This is a genomic window from Methylocaldum szegediense (assembly GCF_949769195.1).
Classification (GTDB): Bacteria; Pseudomonadota; Gammaproteobacteria; order Methylococcales; family Methylococcaceae; genus Methylocaldum; species Methylocaldum szegediense.
In genome coordinates this window covers 539,538-564,148 of record NZ_OX458333.1, presented here as the reverse complement: position 1 = coordinate 564,148, position 24,611 = coordinate 539,538, and the positions used below count along the sequence as shown (strand labels likewise).

24 protein-coding genes and 4 tRNA genes are annotated in these 24,611 nt (G+C 56.5%); 9 read left to right on the top strand and 19 right to left on the bottom strand.

Features of this window, described 5'->3' with window-relative positions; all coding sequences use genetic code 11:
• The first annotated feature begins 29 nt into the window (after positions 1-29).
• From QEN43_RS02470 to QEN43_RS02455, 4 genes are read left to right on the top strand one after another with little or no spacing between them, the layout of a single operon-like run.
• Positions 30-272, top strand: a complete 243-nt coding sequence (locus QEN43_RS02470; RefSeq protein ID WP_026610772.1) for a hypothetical protein — start codon at positions 30-32, stop codon at positions 270-272.
• Positions 273-284: 12 nt separating this feature from the next.
• Entirely contained in the window at positions 285-536 is a 252-nt protein-coding gene (locus tag QEN43_RS02465) for a hypothetical protein (protein WP_026610771.1), read from the top strand.
• A 9-nt stretch (positions 537-545) separates the two neighbouring features.
• Positions 546-752, top strand: a complete 207-nt coding sequence (locus QEN43_RS02460; RefSeq protein ID WP_026610770.1) for a hypothetical protein — start codon at positions 546-548, stop codon at positions 750-752.
• Positions 753-805: 53 nt separating this feature from the next.
• Positions 806-1,420: a hypothetical protein gene (locus tag QEN43_RS02455; protein WP_156912813.1), complete on the top strand. Its 615-nt coding sequence runs from the start codon at positions 806-808 to the stop codon at positions 1,418-1,420.
• Between the two features lie 166 nt (positions 1,421-1,586).
• Here QEN43_RS02455 and QEN43_RS02450 read toward each other — a convergent pair.
• The 5 genes from QEN43_RS02450 to fchA form a co-directional block, all read right to left on the bottom strand.
• Positions 1,587-1,662 (bottom strand) — tRNA-Lys (locus QEN43_RS02450).
• 27 nt (positions 1,663-1,689) lie between these two features.
• A tRNA-His gene (locus QEN43_RS02445) sits at positions 1,690-1,765 on the bottom strand.
• A 20-nt stretch (positions 1,766-1,785) separates the two neighbouring features.
• A tRNA-Arg gene (locus tag QEN43_RS02440) sits at positions 1,786-1,862 on the bottom strand.
• 1 nt (position 1,863) lies between these two features.
• A tRNA-Pro gene (locus QEN43_RS02435) sits at positions 1,864-1,940 on the bottom strand.
• 118 nt (positions 1,941-2,058) lie between these two features.
• Positions 2,059-2,688 (bottom strand): methenyltetrahydrofolate cyclohydrolase, encoded by a 630-nt coding sequence (fchA, locus tag QEN43_RS02430; RefSeq protein ID WP_202901209.1) that lies wholly within the window; start codon positions 2,686-2,688, stop codon positions 2,059-2,061.
• A gap of 173 nt (positions 2,689-2,861) precedes the next feature.
• Between fchA and QEN43_RS02425 the strand changes: the two genes are divergently transcribed.
• Entirely contained in the window at positions 2,862-3,719 is an 858-nt protein-coding gene (locus QEN43_RS02425; RefSeq protein ID WP_026610679.1) for an NADP-dependent methylenetetrahydromethanopterin/methylenetetrahydrofolate dehydrogenase, read from the top strand.
• Positions 3,720-3,776: 57 nt separating this feature from the next.
• On the opposite strand, the gene QEN43_RS02420 is transcribed toward QEN43_RS02425, so the two are convergent.
• Complete coding sequence (locus tag QEN43_RS02420) at positions 3,777-4,505, bottom strand: metallophosphoesterase (RefSeq protein WP_026610678.1); 729 nt, start codon at positions 4,503-4,505, stop codon at positions 3,777-3,779.
• A gap of 151 nt (positions 4,506-4,656) precedes the next feature.
• On the opposite strand from QEN43_RS02420, the gene ispG reads away from it, so the two are divergent.
• The gene (gene ispG, locus QEN43_RS02415; RefSeq protein WP_268870515.1) at positions 4,657-5,934 is read left to right on the top strand and encodes a flavodoxin-dependent (E)-4-hydroxy-3-methylbut-2-enyl-diphosphate synthase; all 1,278 of its coding nucleotides are present in this window, start codon (positions 4,657-4,659) and stop codon (positions 5,932-5,934) included.
• Positions 5,935-5,963: 29 nt separating this feature from the next.
• On the opposite strand, the gene QEN43_RS02410 is transcribed toward ispG, so the two are convergent.
• Together QEN43_RS02410 and acnB are read right to left on the bottom strand one after the other, a co-directional pair.
• Positions 5,964-6,791, bottom strand: coding sequence for a ferritin-like domain-containing protein (locus tag QEN43_RS02410; RefSeq protein ID WP_036268962.1), 828 nt, complete (start codon positions 6,789-6,791; stop codon positions 5,964-5,966).
• Between the two features lie 84 nt (positions 6,792-6,875).
• Positions 6,876-9,452 carry a bifunctional aconitate hydratase 2/2-methylisocitrate dehydratase gene (gene acnB / locus QEN43_RS02405; RefSeq protein ID WP_026610676.1) on the bottom strand — a complete coding sequence of 859 codons (2,577 nt, stop codon included), beginning with the start codon at positions 9,450-9,452 and terminating at the stop codon, positions 6,876-6,878.
• Positions 9,453-9,674: 222 nt separating this feature from the next.
• Between acnB and QEN43_RS02400 the strand changes: the two genes are divergently transcribed.
• Positions 9,675-10,604, top strand: a complete 930-nt coding sequence (locus tag QEN43_RS02400; RefSeq protein WP_026610675.1) for a histone deacetylase family protein — start codon at positions 9,675-9,677, stop codon at positions 10,602-10,604.
• Positions 10,605-10,738: 134 nt separating this feature from the next.
• Here QEN43_RS02400 and QEN43_RS02395 read toward each other — a convergent pair whose 3' ends face one another.
• The 11 genes from QEN43_RS02395 to truA form a co-directional block, all read right to left on the bottom strand.
• Complete coding sequence (locus QEN43_RS02395) at positions 10,739-12,073, bottom strand: UDP-glucose dehydrogenase family protein (protein ID WP_026610674.1); 1,335 nt, start codon at positions 12,071-12,073, stop codon at positions 10,739-10,741.
• Between the two features lie 118 nt (positions 12,074-12,191).
• Positions 12,192-12,548 (bottom strand): PLP-dependent transferase, encoded by a 357-nt coding sequence (locus QEN43_RS21630; protein ID WP_396662837.1) that lies wholly within the window; start codon positions 12,546-12,548, stop codon positions 12,192-12,194.
• Positions 12,549-12,872: 324 nt separating this feature from the next.
• Positions 12,873-14,381 (bottom strand): amidophosphoribosyltransferase, encoded by a 1,509-nt coding sequence (purF, locus tag QEN43_RS02390; RefSeq protein WP_026610672.1) that lies wholly within the window; start codon positions 14,379-14,381, stop codon positions 12,873-12,875.
• Between the two features lie 26 nt (positions 14,382-14,407).
• Positions 14,408-14,908: a CvpA family protein gene (locus tag QEN43_RS02385; RefSeq protein ID WP_051331764.1), complete on the bottom strand. Its 501-nt coding sequence runs from the start codon at positions 14,906-14,908 to the stop codon at positions 14,408-14,410.
• A gap of 70 nt (positions 14,909-14,978) precedes the next feature.
• Positions 14,979-16,052, bottom strand: a complete 1,074-nt coding sequence (locus tag QEN43_RS02380) for an SPOR domain-containing protein (protein WP_026610670.1) — start codon at positions 16,050-16,052, stop codon at positions 14,979-14,981.
• A 13-nt stretch (positions 16,053-16,065) separates the two neighbouring features.
• Positions 16,066-17,328, bottom strand: a complete 1,263-nt coding sequence (gene folC / locus QEN43_RS02375) for a bifunctional tetrahydrofolate synthase/dihydrofolate synthase (protein ID WP_026610669.1) — start codon at positions 17,326-17,328, stop codon at positions 16,066-16,068.
• A 3-nt stretch (positions 17,329-17,331) separates the two neighbouring features.
• Positions 17,332-18,303, bottom strand: coding sequence for an acetyl-CoA carboxylase, carboxyltransferase subunit beta (gene accD, locus QEN43_RS02370; RefSeq protein ID WP_084162121.1), 972 nt, complete (start codon positions 18,301-18,303; stop codon positions 17,332-17,334).
• Between the two features lie 8 nt (positions 18,304-18,311).
• Complete coding sequence (gene trpA, locus QEN43_RS02365; protein ID WP_026610668.1) at positions 18,312-19,121, bottom strand: tryptophan synthase subunit alpha; 810 nt, start codon at positions 19,119-19,121, stop codon at positions 18,312-18,314.
• Positions 19,118-20,338: a tryptophan synthase subunit beta gene (gene trpB / locus QEN43_RS02360; RefSeq protein ID WP_036268961.1), complete on the bottom strand. Its 1,221-nt coding sequence runs from the start codon at positions 20,336-20,338 to the stop codon at positions 19,118-19,120. The genes trpA and trpB overlap by 4 nt, the downstream gene beginning before the upstream one ends.
• Positions 20,313-20,972 (bottom strand): phosphoribosylanthranilate isomerase, encoded by a 660-nt coding sequence (locus QEN43_RS02355; protein ID WP_026610666.1) that lies wholly within the window; start codon positions 20,970-20,972, stop codon positions 20,313-20,315. Before QEN43_RS02355 ends, trpB begins: the two co-directional genes overlap by 26 nt.
• The gene (gene truA, locus QEN43_RS02350; RefSeq protein WP_026610665.1) at positions 20,969-21,784 is read right to left on the bottom strand and encodes a tRNA pseudouridine(38-40) synthase TruA; all 816 of its coding nucleotides are present in this window, start codon (positions 21,782-21,784) and stop codon (positions 20,969-20,971) included. The genes QEN43_RS02355 and truA overlap by 4 nt, the downstream gene beginning before the upstream one ends.
• A 220-nt stretch (positions 21,785-22,004) precedes the next feature.
• On the opposite strand from truA, the gene QEN43_RS02345 reads away from it, so the two are divergent.
• Both QEN43_RS02345 and QEN43_RS02340 read left to right on the top strand, forming a co-directional pair.
• Positions 22,005-23,294, top strand: coding sequence for a citrate synthase (locus QEN43_RS02345; protein WP_026610664.1), 1,290 nt, complete (start codon positions 22,005-22,007; stop codon positions 23,292-23,294).
• Positions 23,295-23,511: 217 nt separating this feature from the next.
• Positions 23,512-24,579 (top strand): hypothetical protein, encoded by a 1,068-nt coding sequence (locus QEN43_RS02340; RefSeq protein ID WP_051331763.1) that lies wholly within the window; start codon positions 23,512-23,514, stop codon positions 24,577-24,579.
• Positions 24,580-24,611 lie beyond the last annotated feature (32 nt).

The following is a 24,611-nucleotide window of genomic DNA, read 5'->3' as shown; positions in this document are numbered from 1 at the left end:
AACCGCAAACCTGTACGGAGGTTGCAATCATGGCTAATCAGCATCATAACACCCCGACCGACCTGACTGCCGGATTCTGGCGCGTCGAGACCGACGAGTTCGCCCCATATATCAGGCGGGGCGACTGCGTGCGGCTCGACGACGTTCCGCCCGACGAGGGCGACATCGTGGCCGTTCGCGCCGAAAACCCGCCCGGCTTCAAGCTGGCACCGTGGGCGCCTGGAATGGACCATCTAGCGACGGTCGTGCAGGTTTCGCGGCAATACAAGTGATGGGGGGCATTCATGGCTATTCATGCACCAAACCGCGCGGCATTCATGGACCGCGAGCAGATGATCGAGGTAATCGGGATCAGCGAAATCGAATGCGACCATCTGATGGCGCTGGCGCGCGGCATTCGCCGTTTGTCGGACGATCCGACGGTACAGGGGCTGGCCGATCAGGTTCTGTATTGGTCCGAGTCGATCGGGAACGACCTGAGTTGCGTGCGGGAAACGCTGGAACGTGGGCCGGTCTCTCCGGTCATCGGCGGATGAGGGGCGCGTATGGAACGGCAGAACCTGAACGACGCCCGCGAGCTCCTGGAGCAGGTCGGACATATCCTGGAAACGATTCAAGTCGCGCTCGGCTGTGAATCGATCGCCACGGAGCCCGGATCGACCGGCGCTTACCTGATCCTGAACGACGTGCGGCTGAGAGTTGAACGGGCCGGGCTTCTGATCGACCAATGCCGGGCGGCGGGAGCGGCTTGAATAACGACCAATAGCAGCGGAACCCGGCCGGGGGAACCTAGCCGGGTTTAATTTTGGACACTGAAATGTTTAAAAAGCTAGGTCAATTCTTCAACAAAAAACGCATCAACAAGGCTTTGCTGATGGCACAAATTGAAGCGCTTGCTAACGATCTGTTTGGCGCGGCGGTGGCGTGCGCTGACGTACTGATCGATGGCAGCATAGCGCGCAAATGGGGCGAGAATTGGGAAATCACCGAGGATGAGCGAGTCGGGATCGTTATTCAATACCTGAACGGATTGCTCGCGATAGCCGATCGCGTCGCGTTCGCGCACCATGGCCCCGAGACGCGCGCGGAAATAATGGACAAGCTGGTCGTTCTGGCGCATGGACACTTGATAAAGACGTTTGCGAAACCGGATGTCGCCATGTCCGAAAAGCTTGACACGCTTGGCGACGCAATAGAGTCATACAACGCGGCCGTGATCTTATTTTCGGGCTGCAAGGCAATGGTTCCTGGTGACGGCGTTTCGCGGAGCGATTCGGTTTTTTGGCGATTCGGAGAGCGCGTGAGCAACCTTGTAGGCTACCCCGACGATTTTACTCTCATCATGGCAGCCGGCGGGCTGCTTTTCGATTCGTTCGGACATATCAAGGCCGCCGATAAGATTCGCTTGGCTGGTCATTGATCGCAGCCCGGCCGGGGAAACCTTGGCCGGGTTTTTTGTTTCCGTGACGAAATCAAATGGCCGTCAAACGCCCCTGGCGAAGACGTTCGATTTTTCGTCTACCGTCTACCATGCGTCTACCATGAAAAAAGCTCGCCGGGAAAACCGCGCAAGCCTTTGTTTTAATTGGTGGGCCATGTAGGATTCGAACCTACGACAAACGGATTAAGAGTCCGCTGCTCTACCAGCTGAGCTAATGGCCCGACGTGGGTTGATTGACGGGCTAAACGTGGGGTGACCGATGGGACTCGAACCCACGACAACCGGAACCACAATCCGGGGCTCTACCAACTGAGCTACGGTCACCACAGAAAACCAAAAAGTGATGGCGCGCTTGGCAGGACTCGAACCTGCGACCCTCGGCTTAGAAGGCCGATGCTCTATCCAGCTGAGCTACAAGCGCTTGGTCGGGGTAGAGGGATTCGAACCCCCGACATTCTGCTCCCAAAGCAGACGCGCTACCAGACTGCGCTATACCCCGGACGACCTTCTTGAACGAGAAGCCGTTGGGCTGACCATCAAGTCGAACAATGATACCCGTGCCGGCATGAATCGTCAATCAATCTGCCTGGGCTCGTGTCGGTTAGGACAGGTGCTTGTCAGAGTTTGTTCTTGACCGTTTGAAAGACCTCTTCATTAAGGATATTCATCTCGCTCAAGATTCCATTTAGCTCGTTCATTCGAGACGATACGAACGTTTCGTCCTTGATCGCGCCGGCATTCACGTAGACGTTCAATGCGGCGCTTTTCAGCGCGGCATAGCCAGCCACTACGGCAACGCCCGCGTCACTGACGACATTTCGATTTCCCTTTTCCGCGGCGATTTTGCTTAACCGGATGACTTCCGCGCAGGCTTTCGCGCACTCGATAGGGACATCGGTCGCCGCCTTCAAAGCCAACTGTATCTGTTGGCTTCTGGCCGCCTTTTGTTCATCCGTCTCCTTCGGAAGGCCGTAAGCACTCATGACCTTGTTGAATACTTCAACGTCGGCTCTGACCATATCCATGAGTTGCGAACGCAGGTTTTCCGCTTTCGCCAGCAACTCTTTCATCTCCGGCTCTACGGCCTCGTAATTTTTTTTTCCTATGGTGAGGTTACAAACCATACTCACCAGCGCAGCACCCATAGCACCCATGATGGCTGCTGCACTGCCGCCGCCCGGAGTCGCCGACTTGCTGGCCAGTTCGTCCAGGAATTGACGGATTGTCTTATCTTCAATCATGCCGATTCGCTCCCTCAGCGCCCTAGTATGAAAGTTGGCCGGAGAGTATAAAACACAAGATGTTACGGGTTAAAATTTTCGATTTTCCATACGCGCTTCTACCGCCGAGTCCGCGCGACAAAGCCAAAAAATACGGCCAGACTAATCGACGTCAAAAACACGATTCATAAGGAAGCAGAATGAAGAAGCTTTTGTTCCAGTTCGATACCGATTTTTATCCATCCGTGTTCGATACCGTCGTGGCTTATGATGGCGGCGCGGATCACGTCATTGGCCATGGCGGTCTGACGCCGGACAAGGTTGGCGCGTTGGTGGACGGAACCATTTTCACCCGAGCGCCAAAGGACAAGAAAAATACGGCGATTTTCATTGGGGGTAGCGATTTGATCGCCGGACAGGAACTCTTGGAGGCAGTGAAGAAGAAATTCTTTGGCGGCTTCCGTGTATCGGTGATGCTCGATAGCAACGGCAGCAATACGACTGCAGCGGCCGGCGTTGCTAAGCTAGCTGCGAGCGGGAAGATCGCTGGAAAACGGGCTGTCGTTCTCGCTGGCACCGGTCCGGTTGGTCAACGGGCGGCCGTAATGCTTGCCAAAGAAGGCGCTCAGGTCTCGATTACTTCGCGTCAGATGGCTCGCGCCGAAAAGGCATGTGAAAACATGAAGCAGCGGTTCGGCGTCGATCTCTCGCCGATCGAAGCTCCTGATAACGACGCTCGCGGAAAGGCCATTGCAGAGGCGCAAATCGTTTTCGCGGCCGGTGCAGCCGGTGTCGAGCTCTTGGAAGCTCGCCATTGGCAGGACAATCCGTCCATTGAACTGATAGCGGACGCAAACGCGACGCCACCGCTCGGCATTGGAGGGACCGACATGATGGACCGCGGGGCAGAGCGGAACGGAAAGATCGTTTGGGGAGCGATCGGTTTCGGCACTTTGAAATTGGCGCTCCACCGCGCGTGTATCGCAAAGCTATTCGAAAGCAACGACCAAATTCTGGATGCCGAAGAGATCTTTGAAATCGCCAAGACGATGGCTTGAGCGACTCAACCGGCGATCGAATTCGGCAAATGTTGGCATTTTGCGTTCCGGCAGTAGCTATATCTCGACCATTCGCCCAGGATCGAACTCGCTGACGAGTTGATTCGGCGCATAGCCTCGCGGGTTGCAGAGAATGCGCGTGCCTGAACAGCGATAGTCAGAAACGGCGTGGGTATGGCCGTGGAACCAAGCCGCGATTTCGAAGCTGTGCAGAACCTCCCTAAGATCATTGCAATAGGCATGGCGTTTGATTTGGCCGGGGCTGTCCTGCCAGCTCCAAGGCGTCGGGGCATGATGGGTCACCACTACGGTTTTTCCGGAAAACGGTTTTGCCAGCTCGGCACAGATCCATTCGCGAGATTTCTGATGTAGGCGGCGATAATTGTCTACGTTCAATAACTCCGTTCGGTATCGAATCTTCCGAAAGTCATTGACAATAGAGACCAGCTCCTCCAGTTGCTCGTTATCGTCGCCTCCGAGGTCGCTCCATAAGGTACAACCGAGGAATCTTACGCCGTTGTATACCCAGACGCGTTGTTCCAGGAACTGGACGTTACTTCCCCTGGCGCTGTTGCTCAGCTTAGCCATGGTGGAGAGATACTCCTGACTGTAAAACTCGTGATTACCCGCGACGTATATGACGGGTTTTCCGAAGGATTTCAGCCATTCCAAAGCTTGATTACCGACACCAATGTCTCCGGCTGCGATCACAATGTCGGCAGAGGTCGTCGTGGCGTCTAGAGGTCCGAATTCAAGATGGATATCCGAGAAATACTGAATGCGCACGGTTTTATCTAATCCTTGGCCCGAGCATCCATCGGGGCTTACCATTCCGGAGGATATGAGTGTTTTCAATAAAATTATAACTTGACACCCGAGTAAAGAACTCGGAAATTACCGCAAGCCTACGGTAGGCGTGAGCAGTGTCGTTGATAAAATAGCGGACTCGCAAAAGCATTCCAGCAGGTTTTTCAGCATGATGAAGAGAAGACATTCGGTCGGTGTAAAAGTCGGTGAGATCCAGATCGGCGGCGATGCGCCGGTGGTCGTGCAATCCATGACCAATACCGATACCGCAGACGTTGCAGGTACCGTCAAACAGATTATGGATCTCGCCAAAGCCGGCTCCGAGCTGGTTCGGGTTACCGTGAACAACGAGGAGTCCGCACAGGCCGTACCCCGGATACGCGAAGAATTGGATAAGGCCGGTTACTCCGTTCCTCTGATCGGCGATTTTCACTTCAACGGCCACAAACTGCTGGACAAGTACCCCGGATGTGCCGAAGCACTGGCTAAATACCGCATCAATCCGGGTAACGTGGGCCGTGGTTCCAAGCGTGACCCTCAATTCGCGCAAATGATCGAGTTCGCCTGCCGTTACGAAAAGCCGATACGAATTGGAGTCAACTGGGGAAGCCTCGATCAATCCGTTCTGGCGCGCCTACTGGATGAGAACGCTAAGCTGAGCCAGCCCAAACCGCTTGGCGAGGTCATGCGCGAGGCGGTCATCACCTCGGCCTTGGAGAGCGCCGAGCGTGCCGTTTCATTAGGGCTGCCCAAGAATCGCATCGTGCTATCGTGCAAAATGAGCGGAGTCCAGGAGCTGATTGCCGTTTATCAGTCACTCGCCGCACGCTGTGACTATGCGCTGCACTTGGGTCTGACCGAAGCTGGTATGGGGTCTAAAGGCATCGTCGCCTCTACGGCGGCGCTGGCGGTGCTGCTGCAGCAAGGCATCGGAGACACCATCCGTATTTCCTTGACCCCAGAGCCGGGGACCGATCGCACTCAGGAAGTCATCGTCGCTCAGGAAATTCTCCAAACCATGGGCATTCGATCGTTCACGCCCATGGTCATCTCTTGCCCGGGTTGCGGACGGACGACTAGCGATTACTTCCAAAAGCTGGCCCAACAAATCCAGAGCCATCTCCGTCACAAGATGCCGGAGTGGCGCAAGAAATATTCAGGTGTCGAGGATATGCACGTAGCCGTGATGGGTTGCGTCGTCAACGGCCCCGGTGAGAGCAAGAATGCCAATATCGGAATCAGCCTGCCAGGCACCGGCGAGCAACCGGTCGCCCCAGTTTTTGAGGATGGGGTAAAGACCGTGACGCTGAAAGGCGATCGCATCGCGGAAGAGTTTCAGGAATTAGTCGAGCGTTATGTCATGACCCATTACGGGGCAAATCGGGAACAGCAAGCTGTCGCCGAATAAGGAACGAAACAGAAATGCCCGGCTCGCGGCTATTCAGTCGATGCGGCCGGCATTTCGTTCGCCATCTGCTCCAGGCGTTCCAGCTCCGATTCGCTAAATCCTGCCGCTAGCCGTGCTTCCCGATTGAACGGTCCACGTACGGCTCCCCGAAGGTGCCGTTTGACCAGATCGAAGTATTCGGTGATGGGATCAATACCCTGTTCATCGCACACATATCTAAACCAGCGGGTGCCACGGGCCACATGGCCGACTTCGTCCCTCAGGATAATTCTCAAGATATCCGCGGTCGCCTGATCACCCACCTCATCGAGCTTGGCGATCATAGCGGGCGTGACATCGAGGCCCCTCGCCTCCATCACTCGGGGAACCAGCGCCAAACGGGCTTTCACGTCATGCGACGTCTCCTCCGCCAACTCCCACAATCCTCGGTGCGCAGGAAACTGGCCATAATCGGCGCCGAAATCTCCTAGCCTCCCGCGAACCAGCGAAAAGTGGTATGCCTCTTCGATGGCGACCTCCAGCCAGTCGTCAAAAAATGCAGGTGGCATGCTGCGAAACCGGTAGAGCATGTCCCAGGCAAGTTGAATCGCCGTGAACTCGATGTGGGCAACGGCATGAAGAAACGCGATCTTTCCGTCGACGGTCGTTAACTTCCGCCGCGGCAAATGCCGAGGTTCCACCAACTCGGGACGCTCCGGGAAACGAACCTCTGACGCTGACCTCGGCGACCGCCGATCCTCCAACGAAAAGCCCTCTCCCCGGAAGATTTGCCTAGCCCGTTCGGTGATTTCGAGCTTGGCTTCCACTGATGGCGTGTAAAGGCAGGATTCCGCAAGCTCGAACAGATTGATCGGCATGAGTTTGGCGTTCGTTTAGTGCGCGGACGAAAAAACTCCGCCGTCCGTTCTTTTCCGGTCGGCCGGCGGATTGGGCTTCGTGTTTCAAGCTGTTCCGTTCAGGGCAACCCGCTCCGCCCTCTGGACGTATTCCGGAATCTGATCGAAATTCAAATAGCGATACGTATCCGAAGCGTCCTTTTCCAGAGCCTTGACGGACGACATGTATTCCTCCAGCGTCGGAATCCGCCCCAGACTCGAACATACCGCAGCCAGCTCAGCCGAGGCCAGAAACACCTTCGCGCCGGCACCCATGCGATTCGGGAAGTTACGAGTCGACGTCGATACTACGGTGGCATTGTCCGCTACGCGGGCTTGGTTGCCCATGCACAAGGAACATCCGGGAACCTCGGTACGAGCGCCCACTTTGCCGTAGATGCCGTAATAGCCTTCCTCGGTCAATTCGAGCTGATCCATACGGGTCGGTGGCGCAATCCACAACCGTCCGGGAACCGGCGTCCCTAAGTTTTCCAGGATTTTTCCGGCGGCGCGGAAATGGCCAATGTTGGTCATACAGGAACCGAGGAAGACCTCGTCAACCGGGGTCCCCGCGACGGCCGACAAGGGCTTTACATCGTCCGGATCATTCGGGCAGCACAACAAAGGTTCTTTGATCTCGCTCAAATCGATCTCGATCACTTCGTGATACTCGGCGTCGGGATCGGGTTCCAGGAGAACCGGGTCCGCGAGCCACGCCTCCATGGCCGCGATCCGGCGGGTCAGCGTTCGGACGTCGCCATAGCCCTGGTCGATCATCCATTTCAGCAGGACGATATTGGAGCGCAGATATTCCTCTATCGGTTCCTTGTTTAGCCGCACGGTACAAGCGGCGGCGGATCGCTCGGCGGAGGCATCTGCCAGCTCGAAAGCCTGCTCGATCTTCAGATTCGGCAAGCCTTCGATTTCCAGTATGCGCCCGGAAAACACGTTCTTCTTGCCTTTTTTCTCGAGCGTCAAGAGCCCCCGCTGCATCGCCACGTAGGGTATGGCGTGCACCAGGTCTCTCAAGGTGATTCCCGGTTGCATTTCCCCTTTGAATCGGACCAAGACCGATTCCGGCATGTCCAAAGGCATCACGCCGGTGGCCGCCGCGAATGCGACCAGTCCTGAACCCGCCGGAAACGATATGCCGATCGGGAAGCGGGTATGCGAATCGCCGCCGGTCCCCACCGTATCGGGAATCAGCATACGGTTGAGCCACGAGTGAATGATGCCGTCGCCGGGACGTAGCGAAACGCCGCCGCGATTCATGATGAAGTCGGGCAGCGTATGGTGAACCTCGATGTCGACGGGTTTAGGATAGGCTGCCGTGTGGCAGAAGGATTGCAAAACCAGATCTGCAGAAAATCCCAAGCACGCCAAGTCCTTCAGCTCGTCGCGCGTCATCGGCCCGGTGGTATCCTGGGAACCTACGGTTGTCATGTGAGGCTCGCAGTAGGTTCCGGGGCGCACGCCTTTTACCCCGCATGCTTTTCCAACCATTTTTTGCGCCAGGGTATACCCTTTGCCGTTATCGACCTTGGATTCTGGACGACGGAATACCGGAGAGACGTCGAGCCCAAGTGCTTTGCGCGCGCGATCGGTAAGGCCTCGTCCGATGATGAGAGGGATCCGGCCACCGGCTCGCACCTCGTCGAGCAAGATTTCGTTTTTCAAGGTGAACCTGCAAAGGATTTCGTTCGTTCCATGACGCCGGATCGCCCCTTCGTACGGATAGACGTCGACGACGTCGCCCATATGCAGGTTCGAAACATCGCATTCGATCGGCAAAGCCCCGGAGTCTTCCATGGTATTGAAGAAAATCGGCGCGATCTTTCCGCCGATGCACACGCCTCCGGCCCGCTTATTGGGTACATGCGGGATATCTTCGCCGATATACCAGAGTACCGAGTTGGTCGCGGATTTCCGCGACGAGCCCGTTCCCACCACATCACCGACGAATGCGACAGGCCGCCCCTTTTTCTTGAGTTCCGCGATCTGTGCCTCCGCATTGGTCACGCCCTCGCGCGGCACCTTGAGCATCGCCTTGGCGTGCAGGGGAATATCGGGCCGTGACCAGGCGTCCTGGGCAGGCGACAAGTCGTCAGTGGTGATCTCTCCTGGCACCTTGAATATGGTCACCGTGATGATCTCGGGCACTTTCGGCCGGCTCGTGAACCATTCGGCTTCCGCCCAAGAGCGCATCACAGCCTGCGCATTCGGATTGCCCGCCTCCGCCTTTTCACGAACATCGTGGAACGCATCGAACACCAGCAAGGTGCGCGCCAGGCCCTTGGCAGCGACAGAGCCCAATTCCGGGTGGTCCAGCAGATCGATGAGGGGCGCGACATTGTATCCGCCTAACATCGTGCCGAGGAGTTCGGTCGCACGCTGCGGGTCGAGAATCGGCGATGTGGTCTCGCCTTTCGCGACGGCCGCCAGAAATCCCGCCTTGACGTAAGCGGCTTCGTCCACGCCGGCCGGCACGCGGTTGGCCAGCAGATCAAGCAGGAGTTCTTCCTCGCCTAGAGGTGGATTCTTGATAAGCGAAACGAGTGCCGTAGCCATTTCCGCGCTTAGAGGTTTCGGCACAAGGCCTTGTGCCGCTCGCTCGGCAACGTGTCTGCGATATTCTTCCAGCATGGTCTCCCCTAGAGTTTACGATTTTGCTCGAACCGACCCGCACGCGCGATTCGAAGCGGTTTTAATTGTCGCTTATAACGACCGCCGCGGTGCATATCCGAAACAGAGTGGTCGATCATTTGTCCAGATAAAGGGAAACGATCAAGCATTGAACGGTATTCCAGCGGCAAGGCTCGAGTATTATAGGAATCCCTCATTCGTTTATCACGCCGCGTACTCGTCATGACGACGATTTACTTCAGTCACCAGAGTTTTTTGGAACACGACACCGGTTTGGGGCATCCGGAAAATGCGGACCGCCTCCGTGCCATCGAACGTGCGCTCGCTGCCAACGAATTCGAAAGGCTCGATCGGCGCGATGCGCCGCGCGGTACGCGCGAACAGATCCGCTTGATCCATGGCGAACGCTATATCGATTACGTCTTGGATGCCGTGCCACAAGAGGGTTTTTCCTATCTCGACGGCGATACCGTGGTCTCGCCACGATCAGGTGAAGCAGCCTTACATGCGGTGGGAGCCGCATGCGCCGCCGTCGACGCCGTTTTTGCTCAAGCGTCCACGAACGCGTTCTGCGCGGTTCGCCCGCCGGGGCACCACGCCGAGCCGGGCGCGGCGATGGGATTCTGTTTGTTCAACAATGTCGCCATCGCCGCCGAATATGCCCGCAAACAACATGGAATCGAACGGGTCGCTATCGTGGATTTCGACGTTCACCACGGAAACGGTACCCAAAACGCGTTCCAGGCCAAAAAGTACGTCATGTACGCATCGACTCATCAATTTCCGTGGTATCCAGGTACTGGAAAGTCTGAGGAAACCGGCGTGGGCAACATCATCAACGTGCCTTTAGCTGCGGGCAGCGGGTCCAAGGAGTTTCGTTCGGCCTTTGTGGAAAGGATTCTTCCTGCCTTGAACCGATTTTCGCCGGAACTCCTTTTGATTTCCGCCGGTTTCGACGCCCACCGCAACGACCCATTGGCCAACCTGAACCTGGTTGAGGACGATTACGCATGGGTAACTTCCGAGTTGATGGCTGTAGCCGAAAAGCACGCCGAAGGCAGGCTGGTGTCCGTCCTAGAAGGTGGATATAACCTCGGCGCGCTGGGAAAGAGCGTGGCGGCACACGTCAGTGTATTGATGGGACGTGGTTAATCCGGCCATTTTGGCGGTAGGCCAGCGTGTACCGCTTTTAGCGGCGGCCCGTGACACCTTTACAGTCGTTACGGGCCGGATAGACGGCGGCAAGAGGACGGGCCGTGCCGAAAGCCCGTCTCTCGCTACTTACATCAGGCCAAGGACGCGCCTCGGCCGATGCCGAAATAATCGAATCCCAGCATTTTCATCCTAGCCGGATCGTAAAGATTGCGGCCGTCGAAAATGACCGGGTGCGACAGTTCGGACTTGATCATGTCGAAATCGGGGCTGCGGAATACGTTCCATTCCGTGACGATAATTAAGCCGTCGGCACCTTTCAGCGTGGCTTCGGTACTATCGCAGAGCACGAAGTCGGACCGGTGTCCGTACAATCGGGCAGCTTCGTGGGTTGCGACTGGGTCGAATGCTTGTACTTTAGCTCCTGCTTCCCAAAGAGCCTCCATGATCACCCGACTCGAAGCCTCGCGCATGTCGTCAGTGTTCGGCTTGAATGCGAGCCCCCAGAGAGCAAAGGTTTTACCTTTCAGATCGCCTTTGAAATACGCGTTAATCTTTTCGTAGAGTCTTAACTTCTGCCGGTCATTGACGTCCTCGACCGCCTTCAGCAACTGAGCTTGGTACCCGACCTCACGCGCGGTGCGCTCAAGAGCCTTCACGTCTTTCGGGAAACACGAGCCACCGTATCCGCAGCCGGGATAAATGAAGTGATAACCAATTCGGGGATCGGAACCGATGCCTACCCGTACCCGCTCGATATCCGCACCCAAGCGTTCGGCGAGATTCGCCAATTCGTTCATAAAGCTGATTTTTGTAGCCAACATCGCATTGGCCGCGTACTTGGTGAGTTCGGCCGAGCGAATATCCATACAAATCAGACGGTCGTGGTTACGGTTAAAAGGCGCGTATAAAACCCGTAAGAGTTCGGTGGTTCGTGGATTGTCGGTGCCTACTACGATGCGATCCGGTTTCATGAAATCTTCGATGGCCGCACCCTCTTTCAGGAATTCCGGGTTCGAAACCACATCGAACTCGCACGATTTCTGCCGGTCATTGAGTACCGTGCTGATCGCCTGACGTACTTTGTCCGCCGTCCCGACGGGCACCGTCGATTTGTTGACGATGATGCGGTAGTCCTCCATGCGTTCGCCGATGCTGCGCGCAACGGCAAGGACATATTGCAGGTCGGCTGCCCCGTCCTCGTCCGGAGGCGTCCCCACAGCAATGAACTGGAATAGCCCGTGCTGCACCGCCAAATCCACATCGGTGGTGAAATGCAGACGTTTCGCCGCCATGTTTCGCTCGATAATGCTGTCGAGGCCGGGCTCGTAGATCGGAACCTCGCCTTGATTGAGGCGGGCGATTTTCCCCTCGTCTACATCTACACAAACCACCTCGTTGCCCACCTCGGCCAAACAGGCTCCGGTAACGAGGCCAACATAACCCGAACCGAATACAGTGACTTTCATGGCTCTTCCTTTTTGTTAAGAAATCTCGCTCTCGGACGTCGACGCGAGCCGTTCGACGTCACGTGACAGCAATCGCGCTTGATATATTCGGTACTTTCCAGTCCCACCACCACGCGAATCAAACCTCGTTGATATCAACCGCCGCGTGTTTGTGCTCGCTTAAACGACCGTGAGTCGTAGTTGCGGGACGGAGAATACTTATATGTCCGGAGTTGGCGGTGATCGACCACAGACGGGTGGCGTCGGTCAGCGTCCGAGCCCCTTTCCGTTCGCACTCGCCCTCAAAGTTCTTCATGCCGCCGCCAGCGGACCATTGCCACGAAGCCGGCTCGCGCTGGGGTTGGGACGGCAGCCTAGGATCACAGACTCGCGTCGCCCAAGATTGGGATTCCAGCCACTGTGCTAGATACAAGGTGTTCTTGCTATGGGTCGGCATTCGTAGCGATAGATCTCCAAGCCCTTGACAACTACCCAGGCATTAAACGACTCACGGAAGGCCAGCCCGTTCTCAGAAAAAGAGGAATTTTTTCCAGCAACCTCCGCTGGACGATGCCAGCGCCCCCAACGAACCTGCACTGCCCGACCAGGTTTTTCGTAGTCAATTGAATAGCAATATCCGCACCCAAACCCAAAGGATTTTGCTGCTCAGGCGTGCGGAATTCGTTATTGGCTATCTGTCGACTCTCTTTTATTTTGCCTGGCCGTCGTTCGAATGCGATGAATATCCGCAATTTCCGTGAGCAGATTGGAGGGAATCTAGAGAATCGGCCATGCTGTTTGCCCTGATTAAGCCTCGAAACTAGCCGGCGTTGTATAACTCGATGATCGAACCTTCGAACGAACGCCTAGCCTTGGCCTGATCGTTACGGTGCTTGCTGAGGCGGTCCAGATAGTCCTGATCGATGTCGCCGGTCACGTAATCACCATCGAAACAAGACGTGTCGAACCGACTGATGGATGGATTTCCTTTCTGCACGGCCTCGATCAAATCGTTCAAATCCTGGTAAATCAACCAATCCGCGCCAAGCTCTTCCTGTACCTCCTGCTCACTACGTCCATGGGCAATCAATTCATTCGCAGCAGGCATGTCGATGCCATACACATTAGGATAGCGCACCGGCGGCGAAGCGGAGGCGAAGTAGACTTTCCGCGCTCCAGCGTCGCGTGCCATCTGGATGATTTGCATAGAGGTCGTGCCTCGGACGATGGAGTCGTCGACCAGCAGGACATTCTTGTCCTTGAATTCCAGGTCTATGGCGTTCAGTTTCTGCCTGACCGATTTTTTGCGAAGCTGCTGGCCCGGCATGATGAAAGTTCGACCAATGTAGCGATTCTTGATGAAACCTTCCCGGTATTTCACCCCCAGCCGGTTCGCGAGTTGCAATGCCGATGTGCGGCTCGTGTCCGGAATAGGAATCACGACGTCGATATCGTGATCGGGACGCAGCCGTAGGATTTTCTCCGCCAATTTATCGCCCATGCGAAGCCGGGCTTTATAAACAGAGATGTTGTCTATGATCGAATCGGGGCGCGCAAAATACACGAACTCAAAAATGCACGGCGAGTGAAGCACAGTTTCGGCGCATTGACGCGTATGCAGCCTTCCGTTCTTTTCGATGATCACAGCTTCCCCGGGCTGCACATCCCTAATGAGTTTGAACCCCAAGACGTCCAGCGCAACACTCTCGGATGCGATCATATAGTCGGTGCCCGCCGCGGTCTCGCGTTCGCCGAAGACCAGAGGCCGAATACCGTAAGGATCCCGGAACCCGATGATGCCAAACCCCGTGATCATTGCGACGACCGAGTAAGCGCCACGGCAGCGCTGATGGACGCCCGCTACGGCCCTGAACACGTCTTCCGGGCTGATCCGAAGCTTTCCCAGCTCCTGCAGTTCGTGGGCAAAAACATTCAGAAGGACTTCCGAATCGGAATCGGTGTTGATGTGCCGCTGGTCTTGCGCGAACAACTCTTCCTTCAGTACCTCGGCATTGGTCAAATTGCCGTTGTGCGCCAGACTGATGCCGTAAGGGGAATTGACATAGAAAGGCTGGGCTTCGGCCGAGCTGGTGCAACCCGCTGTGGGATAACGGACATGGGCGATGCCCATTTTTCCCCTGAGATTCAGCATGTGCCGAGTATGAAACACATCCCTGACCAAGCCACTGTTCTTACGCAGGTTGAAACGATCGCGCTCGCATGTAACGATGCCCGCGGCATCCTGTCCCCGATGTTGCAACACGGTCAGAGCTTCGTAAAGCTCCTGATTGACTTCGTGATTGGAAACGATGCCGGCAATACCACACATAGATCAACTCACTCCACAACGGAAAATCACCGAAATTTGACGTAGTTGCCGACGTCCGATGGAAGCTGGTCTCGCAACCACAACGCCAAAGACTGAAACGGCGGAATTAGGGCAGACTCTTTCCACCACGGATCGGCCGGCAGAGGAGTCACCCCGGCAAGAAGAACCAGAACGACGATGACGACGACCCCGCGGCCGATCCCGAACACCATTCCCGCAAGCCGGTCCGTCCCGGTCAAGCCGGTACTATGCACCAGCTTGTGCAACAAAAAGGCAATCAAACTGGCCAGTATCAAACTGGCGAGAAAGAGGATCCCGAACGATGCGGCCATTCGAGCGGAAGGAACCGAAATCAGCGGATCGAGATAAGCCGAAAATTCGTGGCTGAATCGCCAGCCGATCCAAGCGGCCAGGATCCAGGCACAAAGGGAAAAGACTTCGCGAATAAAGCCGCGCAGCAACCCGATCAGAGCCGATAGGCCGATGATACCGACAATACAATAATCGACCCAAATCAAATTAGACATATTGCACCGACGCCGACGGCATGAACGTGGATGGGAACATCGCCCAGTGCCCTATTCCGCCATCTCTCCATCAAGGATGCGGGATCACGATACCTTTGATGCCGACTGTATTCTCAATCTGTTTCTGCACCTGCTCCGCCCGCGTCCGGCTCAACTCCGGTCCGACCTGGACACGGTAGATGGAAGTCCCGGAGTTGCTAACGACTTCGACAAACGCCGGAAAGTTCGACTTTCTCAGCTTTTCGGCAAGCGCACGCGCGTTGCCTTCAGCCGTGAAACTGCCGGTCTGAACGACCCAGGCGGCAAGATCGTCCGCTGTATCCGGAGCATTAAGCTTGGCTTCGCTTCCAGTTGCGGGTGACGCCGATACAGATTCCGGCGCTTTCGCAACCGATTCGGATCGGGCGACCTTCGAAGCATCGGCGGTGGACTTGGTCTGCGTCGGCTTTTGTGAGCTAACCGAAGGAGAAGCCAATTTCACGTTCGGGTTAGAACGAGACGCCTTTTCCGTCTCCGGTTTCTTCGATACTTTTTCGACCGGTTTGGTTAGCGCTGCTTTCGGCTTCGTCTTGGGCGCCGCTGCCGGCTGCTCCGGGGTAGCAAGGGAATCGGCCACGATATCTTCGCTCCTCTTTGCCGTGAGCGACGGGCGATCGGATTTGGCTTTACTACTAGAAGTCGGTTTTGGCTTCCCGGACGCTGTGGCTTTTGCCGGGGTCTCGGTACTCACAGCCCGTGCGTCGTCCGATGGAGCCGGATTCGTTTGCCCGTCGCCAAGGCTTGCGGACACATCGTTGTCGGCATCCGTCGAACTGCCGCGCGCCACCGAATCCCGCAGCTCGTTCGACGAAGTGCCCAGCTCCGGAGAATCGCTTCCCGCGCCTTCCGGATCCTCATCGGTCAACGGAATGATCCGATAACCCGAGCTGACGTGCTCTTCCCCGGACGAAGGCGCTGCCTCCGCTGCAGTTTTCGGCAGTTCGATCGATTTAGTTTCAACCTCCTTGGGAAGATCCGGAATATCGCCGGTGCCGGCCGCGTATTGATCGCCCTGCCGGTCTTCGAACAGCATCGGTACAAAAATAACCACCAAGGAAACGATGATCGTCGCGCCGATCAGGCGTTGTTTGAGTTGCTGATCCATGAACACCTCGGACTCAGCTCATGTGAGCCAAATACTCGGAAACCAAAAAGAAGGAGCCGAAAACCAACACGAGGTGATCGGTCGCTGCGTCACGTTTGGCGGCGTCGAATGCCGCCGCAGCGTCGGCAAACCCTGCACGGACGGCGGAAACGCCAAAACTGTCAAAAACGGCCAGGAGTTGTTCGGCAGTCGCTGCCCGCGACATTTGCAGAGGGGCCAAATACCAATCCTGGATCAAGTCTTTGATGTTATTGACGATTCCGGAAATATCCTTGTCGCGCATGACGGCGAAAACCGCGTGTATGGTTTTCCCCTCGAACCGCGAGCGCAAGTAGTCCGCCAATACCTTAACGGCCTGGGGATTGTGCGCCACGTCCAATAATACCGGAACGCTCCCGGGTATGTACTGGAACCGCCCGGCCAAACTGACGTTTTTCAATCCGTCCCGAATGGACACTGCCGATACGGGCACATCATGCTCTATCCGATGCAGGGTTTCCAATACAGCGGACGCGTTCATCATTTGATGAACGCCTTGAAGCGCCGGAAGCGGCAGATTGTCTAGGCGAGCGTCACGACCTATCCAGTTCCAGCCGCCGCCCAGCATTTCATACGTAAAATCCCGCCCCAACCATGAAAGAGGCACGCCGTGTTCCTCGGCATACTGGACGACCGCGGCCGGCACATCGATATCCCCGATAACCGCCGGTTTGCCGGGGCGGAAGATTCCCGCCTTCTCGAGTCCGATCGCGGTGCGGGTATCGCCCAGCCAATCCTGGTGGTCCAGGTCGATGCTCGCAATTAGGGCCGCGTTCGCATCGACGATATTGACGGCGTCCAAGCGCCCCCCCAAACCGACTTCCAGTACTTGCACGTCCAGATCGGCGGCGGCGAAGATATCGAGTGCAGCCAAAGTACCGAATTCAAAAAAACTGAGCGTGGTGTCGTCGCGCACCCGGTCTATCCGCTCGAAGGCATCGCAGATTGGGTCGTCGCCGACCGGCTCTCCGTCGATGCAGATTCGCTCGTTATAGCGGAGCAGATGTGGGGACGTATACGTGCCTACCCGATAGCCCTGCCGGCGTAAAATGGCATCCAGCATCGCGACGCATGAGCCTTTGCCGTTGGTACCGCCTACGGTGATGGTATACGGCATCGGCCCCCGGCGACCAAGCCGTTCATAGACCTTCTTGACGCGGAATAGGCCGAGGTCGATCGACTTCGGGTGTAAGGCTTCCTGCCATGCCAGCCAGTCAGCCAGCGTCTTGAAACGCATGAACTATTCGTTGCCCGTGAGCTCTTCCGCGGAAAGCGAGGTATAGGCTGCGGCAAGCGTTTCGGGTCTTTCGGCGCGTTTCTCGGCGATACTCGGCTCAACGCCGGCGGTGGTTGGCTTTTCGGCAAACAAGATCGACAGCAACGACGCGATTTTCTCTCGCATTTCACGGCGATCGACGATCATGTCGAGAGCACCATGTTTGAGCAAGAATTCGCTTCGCTGGAAGCCCTCCGGCAGCTTTTCGCGAACGGTCTGTTCGATGACGCGCGGCCCTGCGAATCCGATCAAAGCGCCAGGTTCACCGATATTGATGTCGCCGAGCATGGCCAAGCTAGCGGATACCCCTCCCATCGTCGGATCGGTCATGACGGAAATGAAAGGAATGCCGGCGTCGGCCAGCCTCGCCAAGGCGGCGGCGGTCTTAGCCATTTGGAACAAGGATAACAGCGACTCCTGCATGCGGGCACCGCCGCTGGCGCTGAAAACGACGAGTGGAATCCTATGTTCGAGGCAGTGATTGACGCCCCGCACAAAGCGCTCCCCTACGACCGAGCCCATGGAACCGCCCATGAAGTCGAAATTGAACGCGGCAGCCACCAAGGGCCTCCCGAAGAGCTGTCCGGCCACAACGATCAGCGCATCCTTTTCGCCGGTCGCTTTTTGCGCCTGCGCTAAACGGTCCTTGTATTTCTTGCTGTCTTTGAATTTGAGCGGATCGACCGGCGTGAGCCCTTCTCCGATTTCCTGGCGATTGCCGGGATCGAGAAACAAATGCAAGCGCTTGCGTCCGCTGATGCGCATGTGATGATTGCATTTCGGACAAACCTCCAGATTCCTCTCGACCTCCGACCGGTACAGAATGGCATTGCAGGCCGGACACTTGCTCCACAATCCTTCCGGTATCGCGCTCTTGCTGGACGCTTCGGTGCGAATCTTCGACGGAACTAATTTATGAAACCAGCTCAAAGTCATCTCTCTCGCTAAGATGATGCGTCCATTGCGGCACGCATGGATTTCAACAGTTCGACGATAGCTGTGAGCGCCCGGTCGGTATCGCCTTGCGCGACTTCGATCTTCTCGACCAACGCACTGCCTACCACTACCGCGTCAGCGAATTTCGAAATTGCGGCCGCGACCTCAGCGTTCTTGACCCCGAATCCGACGCCCAGAGGCAAGTCGACCAAAGCGCGGATTTCCGAAAGCTTACGCTCGACATCGCTCAGATCCAAATGCGAGGCGCCGGTCACGCCTTTCAGAGACACATAATATAAATAGCCTCGACCCAGCTGGCCCATTTTCCGTATCCGCTCGTCGGTGCTATTGGGTGCGAGCAGAAAGATCGGATCGATGCCGGCTTGCTCGAGAAGCGACACTAGCTCGGACGATTCTTCGGGCGGCATGTCCACGGTCAGGACCCCGTCGACGCCGGCGCTTTTTGCCCTTTCCACGAACGCAGGGTAGCCCATACACTCGACCGGGTTCAGATAACCCATGAGCACGATGGGAGTCTCGCTATCGGTCGAACGGAACCGTTCCACCATGTCCAGCACTCGGCGAAGGCTCATTCGGTGTGCCAGAGCGCGTTCGCTGGCCTTTTGGATGACGGGGCCGTCGGCCATGGGATCGGAAAAAGGCACACCCAGTTCGATGATGTCGGCACCGGCTTCCACCATGGCGTGCATTGCCGGGACGGTAAAATCCGGCTCGGGGTCGCCCGCGGTGATGAAAGGGATGAGAGCTTTTCGGTGGGCTTGCTTTAAAGCCTGAAACTTAGCGGTCAAACGGCTCACAGGGTAATTCCTTCGCGCCTTGCTACGGTGTTGATGTCTTTGTCCCCGCGTCCCGACAAATTGACCAGGATCTTTTGATCCTTGCTCATGGTAGGGGCGAGCTTCAGGGCGTACGCTACGGCATGGCTGGATTCCAACGCCGGGATGATGCCTTCGATCCGGGTCAGCGTGTGAAAGGCTTCCATAGCTTCGTCATCGGTGATGCTGACATAGGTCGCGCGGCCGCTATCTTTCAACCAGGCATGTTCCGGCCCGACACCCGGATAATCGAGACCAGCCGAAATCGAGTGCGTTTCGATGATTTCGCCATCCTCGTCCTCCATGAGATAGGTGCGGTTGCCGTGCAACACGCCCGGTCGGCCGGCGTTCAACGGCGCGGAGTGGCGCCCGGTCGCGATGCCCTCACCCGCCGCCTCGACACCGTACATCGCGACGTCCCGATCGTCGATGAAGGGATAAAACAAACCGATCGCGTTCGATCCGCCGCCGACGCAGGCAATCAGTGCATCCGGCAAGCCACCGGTCATTTCTTTCATCTGCTCCTTGGCTTCACGTCCGATGACCGCCTGAAAATCGCGGACCATCGCCGGGTAAGGATGAGGACCGGCCACGGTGCCGATGATATAAAAGGTGTTGTCGACGTTCGTGACCCAGTCCCGCATGGCTTCGTTCAGCGCGTCCTTAAGGGTTCTCGAGCCGGATTCGACCGGCACCACGGTGGCACCCAGCAATTTCATGCGGAACACGTTAAGGGCTTGCCTTTCGACGTCGACCGCCCCCATGTAGACCACGCACTCCATTCCTAAGCGAGCGGCGACCGTGGCGGTCGCGACGCCATGCTGCCCGGCGCCCGTCTCGGCGATGACACGGCGTTTGCCCATACGCTTGGCTAGCAGTGCCTGTCCGACCGTGTTGTTGACTTTGTGCGCGCCGGTATGATTGAGATCTTCGCGCTTGAAGAAAATCTGCGCGCCACCCAAGGTCGAACTAAGGCGTTCGGCATAATAGATCGGCGAAGGACGCCCGACGTAATGCTTGAGATCGTAATCCAATTCGGCAAGAAACGCCGGATCTTTCATGTAGCGGTAATACGCGTCCTGCAATTCTTGAATGGGATGCATCAAGGTTTCGGCGACGAACACGCCGCCGTAAGGGCCGAAGTGTCCTCGCTCATCCGGTAGGTTATAGGGTTCAGTCGATATGTGCTCTACGGTCATACGCGTGTACCTGTTCTAGAAACGCCGCCATTTTCTCGGCATCCTTGATGCCCTTGTCTGCCTCTACGCCGCTGGAAACGTCGACAGCGTAAGGCCGCACCGCCCGCAAAGCATCCTCGACATTACGCGGCGTGAGGCCTCCGGCCAAAATTACCGATTGGCGGAGTTCCTTCGGGATCAAATCCCAGTCGAAGGGATGCCCGGTTCCCCCTTTTGCTTCCGGGTGCCAGGCATCCAACAAAAAACCCGCGGCATCCGGATAAGCGTCCACGACCCGCGCCAGGTCGGTTTCAGACCGCATTCGCACAGCCTTAATATAAGGTTTGCCGAAACGGCGGCAGTAATCCGGACTTTCCTCGCCGTGAAATTGAATCAGATCGATACGCACCTGTTCCAAGATCCTACGAACGACGCTTTCGTCTTCGTCGACGAACAGCCCAACCACGGTAGCGAACGGCGGCAAAGCAGCGACGATTTTTCGAGCCGTTTCAACGTCGAGATTCCTCGGACTGGGCGGATAAAAAACCAGGCCGATCGCGTCAGCACCCAGTCGAACGGCTAGCGCGGCGTCGTCCGGGCGGGTGAAACCGCAGATTTTAACGCGAGTTCTACGGAAGGGATACGGAATTTTCACTCGGTTTCCGAAGGCACATAACGTCTGGCATCAGCCGGCAGGTGATCAAAGATAGGATGACGAGGCAGGTCAAAATGGGCCGGGTAAAAAACACCGCCCAAGTATAACCCGTCAGCCGGCGCCGTGACACCGCCGCATCTTCGGTCTCGAGCGGCAAGGACTTCCCTCGCCCAGTCAGGATGCTGTTTGCCCGATCCGATTTCCATCAGGACCCCGACGATATTGCGCACCATATGATGCAAAAAGGCATTCGCGCACAGATCGACGATCACGCGATCGCCTTCCCGGTGCACATGGATGAAATGCATGCGCCTCATGGGGCTCTTGGATTGGCAGTCCTGAGCACGGAAAGACGAAAAATCGTGCTCGCCGATAAGATGCTCCGCTGCCTTCTGCATGGCGCGTTCGTCGAGCGGGTAATAGTGCCAGGTGACTTGCCGCCGGAGCAGCGCCGATTTCATCGGACGATTCAGGATGACATAGCGGTAGAATCGCGCTATCGCGCTGTATCGCGCATGAAAATCCTCGGATATTTCCCGGACCCAGAGGACGCGCACCTCTTCCGGAAGAGCCGTATTCGTTCCCATCAGCCAAGAGTACGGCTTACGGCGCGCATTGGTGTCGAAATGAACGACTTGTTCCAACGCATGCACCCCGGCATCCGTGCGCCCGGCACAGGTGACGCGAATCGGCTCTGCCGCAACGCGGCTTAAAGCCGCTTCGACGGCGGCCTGAACGGTCGGCCTTCCTTTTTGCCACTGCCACCCGGCAAAGGCCTGACCGTCGTACTCGATACCCAAGGCAATACGCATCAATAAGAAACAATTTGTTTAACAGAGCGATAAGACAGAGCGTCTGATTAACCGTGCAATGTTAACATTTTGAAACAAAGTGGACCGAAACCGGATGAGATAGAGATGTCGAAAGACAAGCGATCGTCGTCGACCTAGGGTAGCGTTGGATGACCCGTTGTCGTTACACTGAAACAGATACCAGAACTCAGTCCTTAAATTTTTAAAGTTTTTTAGATTTATGGCAGAAACAGCAAAGCTCGAGCTGGACGGAAAACGGTTCGATATTCCTGTCGTCGTCGGCACGGAGAACGAAAAAGGACTAGACATCAGCCGACTTCATTCGGAGACAGGCTACATCACGCTCGACCCCGGTTACGCCAATACCGGCTCCTGCACGTCCGCCATCACCTATATCGACGGCGAAAAAGGCATTCTTCGCTATCGTGGGATCGATATCGCGGAACTCTGCGAGAAGTCCACGTTCATGGAAGTCTGCTATTTGCTCATTTACGGCGAGTTGCCGACGGCAGAGCAATATACCAAATTCAAGGACAAAGTCCTGTTTCATTCGCTGATTCACGAGGACATGAAGAGCTTCTTCACGTCCTACCCCGGCCATGCCCACCCCATGGCGATTCTTTCGGCGATGGTGTGTTCCTTATCTGTATACCATCCGGAGCTTCTGAAACCCGACCAACTGCCCCACGAGCGGGACCAAACGATTACACGTCTACTGTCCAAAGTGCGCGTTTTGGCGGCTTTTGCCTACAAACGGTCGGTGGGTGAAGCGTTCGTTTATAGCCGACCGGAACTGGACTACTTATCCAACTTCCTACACATGATGTTCACGACTCCGGTCAAGCTGTACGAGCCGGACGAAGTGACGCGTAAAGCACTGGACGTCTTGTTCATCCTCCATGCCGATCACGAGCAGAATTGCTCCACCTCGACAGTCCGGATGGTTGGATCTTCCAAGGCAAATCTCTTCGCCTCTATCTCGGCCGGCATCTGCGCACTATGGGGTCCGCTGCACGGTGGCGCTAACCAGGCGGTCATCGAAATGCTCGAGGCAATCGCCGCCGATGGTGGAAATTACAAAAAATACATCGACCGAGCGAAGGACAAGAACGATCCCTTCCGTCTGATGGGGTTTGGACATAGGGTTTACAAGAATTACGACCCCCGAGCGCAAATCATCAAGAAACACTGCGACGAGGTGCTCAACAAACTGGGGATTCACGATCCGATCCTCGAAATCGCCAAGCGCATCGAGGAAGTCGCCCTCACCGATCCCTATTTCATCGAACGCAAGCTTTACCCCAACGTCGATTTTTACTCCGGAATCCTCTATCGCGCCATGAAGATTCCGACCAACATGTTTACCGTGATGTTCGCTCTAGGACGGCTACCCGGCTGGATCGCTCATTGGAAGGAGATGGTCGAGGAGCCCGGTATGAGGATCGCCCGGCCCCGCCAAATTTATATCGGGGAGCAGCAGCGGCCTTATAAACCGATGCATGAGCGCTAGCACACGTCCTAGACGCATGCTCCGTGCCCGGTGTGGCGGCGTGCCATAACCCACCAAGGTCAAGAAGGCCATTTCCATGCGTTAATCGCTAGCGAGCACGCCCGCCTGCCGAGGCGCCGATTCGCCTGATTTCCGATGTCTTTCCGTTCCGTTTACGGCAACGGAGGGCGGTTTTTTGCGTCGAATTCGAGACAAGGATCATCGTATCGCCGCTTTGATGCGAACATCGACTGTCGTTGCCGGGCTGATCTTGCTCTTTCTGCCATTTCTCGCGGTGCCGGCTGCCGAGGAACGGCAGTGCAAGCCAACTTTCAACGTAATACCTACGCCGAGCAAGATCTTGGTCATTCCATTGCTGAGGAAAGATCCGGATTCTGCGGAAAGCGAGCGCTGGGCGGAACGGCCGGCGGCGGAAATCGAAGCCTTTTATCGCACCCGCTTTTCCGCACAAGTACACAGGCTGCGGGGAGTCCGCGTCTGGGAGGATTTCTACCGGGAGGCCGACAAGTTGACACAGCAGCCGGGGCTGTTCGACCGGGTGATCCTGATCGGACATGGCGGATTCGACGGACCGGTTCTGAATGGCCAGATCGTTCAGAACGCCTTGACGATCGAGGGAGACCACGTCAAGGCGACGCGGATCTTCGAAGCTCAACCCGGACTCGCGGAAATTTTCACGCTTACCTACAACCCCGACCAAAATCCGGAATTCAACCGCTTCATGGAAAGTCGTTGGAATGAACTTTCCCGAAAAGATACTACGGAAATCAGAAAGATATTGACAGACACCGAGCGCCGGCTTCAACCCTTAGATGCCGCGTGCATGGCGCGCCAATGTCCGCCTGATTCCCTGGCAGCCATCCCCAACGATGCCGACCGTGATATCCGGCGCAAAGCCTGCGAATCGATATGCCGGGTTCCGCTCTTCACGCTGCACGCATTTGAAGCAGCTATCCCCGATCGATTTCAGCATTTCGTGCACACCTTACGTTCGCTCGTCCACCCGAACGGGTCGATCCTCCTGGGCATGTGCAACCCCGGCAGCAAGGTGCCAGAGCGAGAGGCGCCGTGGGAAATCGGCGGCGTTCTGGTCCACTCGAAGTTGGCATCCGGGCCTCACGAAACCTATGTACACTTGCTCGCTGCCGCCACGGAACGCCGCGTTGTCGGGCCTATCGGCAAAACCAGCGCCGAGGATATCGTCGATCGAGTCATCCGGTTCGAGGAAGGGCGACCCCAGCTCTATCTGCGCATCGTCGTTCCCGACCGGCGCTGTGCGCCTTGAATTTTTCGTCCGGGTCTGCGGATTCGGCGCGA

What these genes read in the sequence shown, in the direction of transcription:
- QEN43_RS02410 (WP_036268962.1), bottom strand. Translation starts at nt 6,791, where the DNA reads ATGCCGATCAATCTGTTCGAGCTTGCGGAATCCTGCCTTTACACGCCA.
- folC (WP_026610669.1), bottom strand. Translation starts at nt 17,328, where the DNA reads ATGCGTTTCAAGACGCTGGCTGACTGGCTGGCATGGCAGGAAGCCTTA.
- QEN43_RS02400 (WP_026610675.1), top strand. Translation starts at nt 9,675, where the DNA reads ATGACGACGATTTACTTCAGTCACCAGAGTTTTTTGGAACACGACACC.
- QEN43_RS02465 (WP_026610771.1), top strand. Translation starts at nt 285, where the DNA reads ATGGCTATTCATGCACCAAACCGCGCGGCATTCATGGACCGCGAGCAG.
- acnB (WP_026610676.1), bottom strand. Translation starts at nt 9,452, where the DNA reads ATGCTGGAAGAATATCGCAGACACGTTGCCGAGCGAGCGGCACAAGGC.
- QEN43_RS02470 (WP_026610772.1), top strand. Translation starts at nt 30, where the DNA reads ATGGCTAATCAGCATCATAACACCCCGACCGACCTGACTGCCGGATTC.
- QEN43_RS02460 (WP_026610770.1), top strand. Translation starts at nt 546, where the DNA reads ATGGAACGGCAGAACCTGAACGACGCCCGCGAGCTCCTGGAGCAGGTC.
- truA (WP_026610665.1), bottom strand. Translation starts at nt 21,784, where the DNA reads ATGCGTATTGCCTTGGGTATCGAGTACGACGGTCAGGCCTTTGCCGGG.
- QEN43_RS02425 (WP_026610679.1), top strand. Translation starts at nt 2,862, where the DNA reads ATGAAGAAGCTTTTGTTCCAGTTCGATACCGATTTTTATCCATCCGTG.
- QEN43_RS02380 (WP_026610670.1), bottom strand. Translation starts at nt 16,052, where the DNA reads ATGGATCAGCAACTCAAACAACGCCTGATCGGCGCGACGATCATCGTT.
- QEN43_RS02395 (WP_026610674.1), bottom strand. Translation starts at nt 12,073, where the DNA reads ATGAAAGTCACTGTATTCGGTTCGGGTTATGTTGGCCTCGTTACCGGA.
- purF (WP_026610672.1), bottom strand. Translation starts at nt 14,381, where the DNA reads ATGTGTGGTATTGCCGGCATCGTTTCCAATCACGAAGTCAATCAGGAG.
- accD (WP_084162121.1), bottom strand. Translation starts at nt 18,303, where the DNA reads ATGACTTTGAGCTGGTTTCATAAATTAGTTCCGTCGAAGATTCGCACC.
- trpB (WP_036268961.1), bottom strand. Translation starts at nt 20,338, where the DNA reads ATGACCGTAGAGCACATATCGACTGAACCCTATAACCTACCGGATGAG.
- QEN43_RS02340 (WP_051331763.1), top strand. Translation starts at nt 23,512, where the DNA reads ATGCGAACATCGACTGTCGTTGCCGGGCTGATCTTGCTCTTTCTGCCA.
- QEN43_RS02385 (WP_051331764.1), bottom strand. Translation starts at nt 14,908, where the DNA reads ATGTCTAATTTGATTTGGGTCGATTATTGTATTGTCGGTATCATCGGC.
- QEN43_RS02345 (WP_026610664.1), top strand. Translation starts at nt 22,005, where the DNA reads ATGGCAGAAACAGCAAAGCTCGAGCTGGACGGAAAACGGTTCGATATT.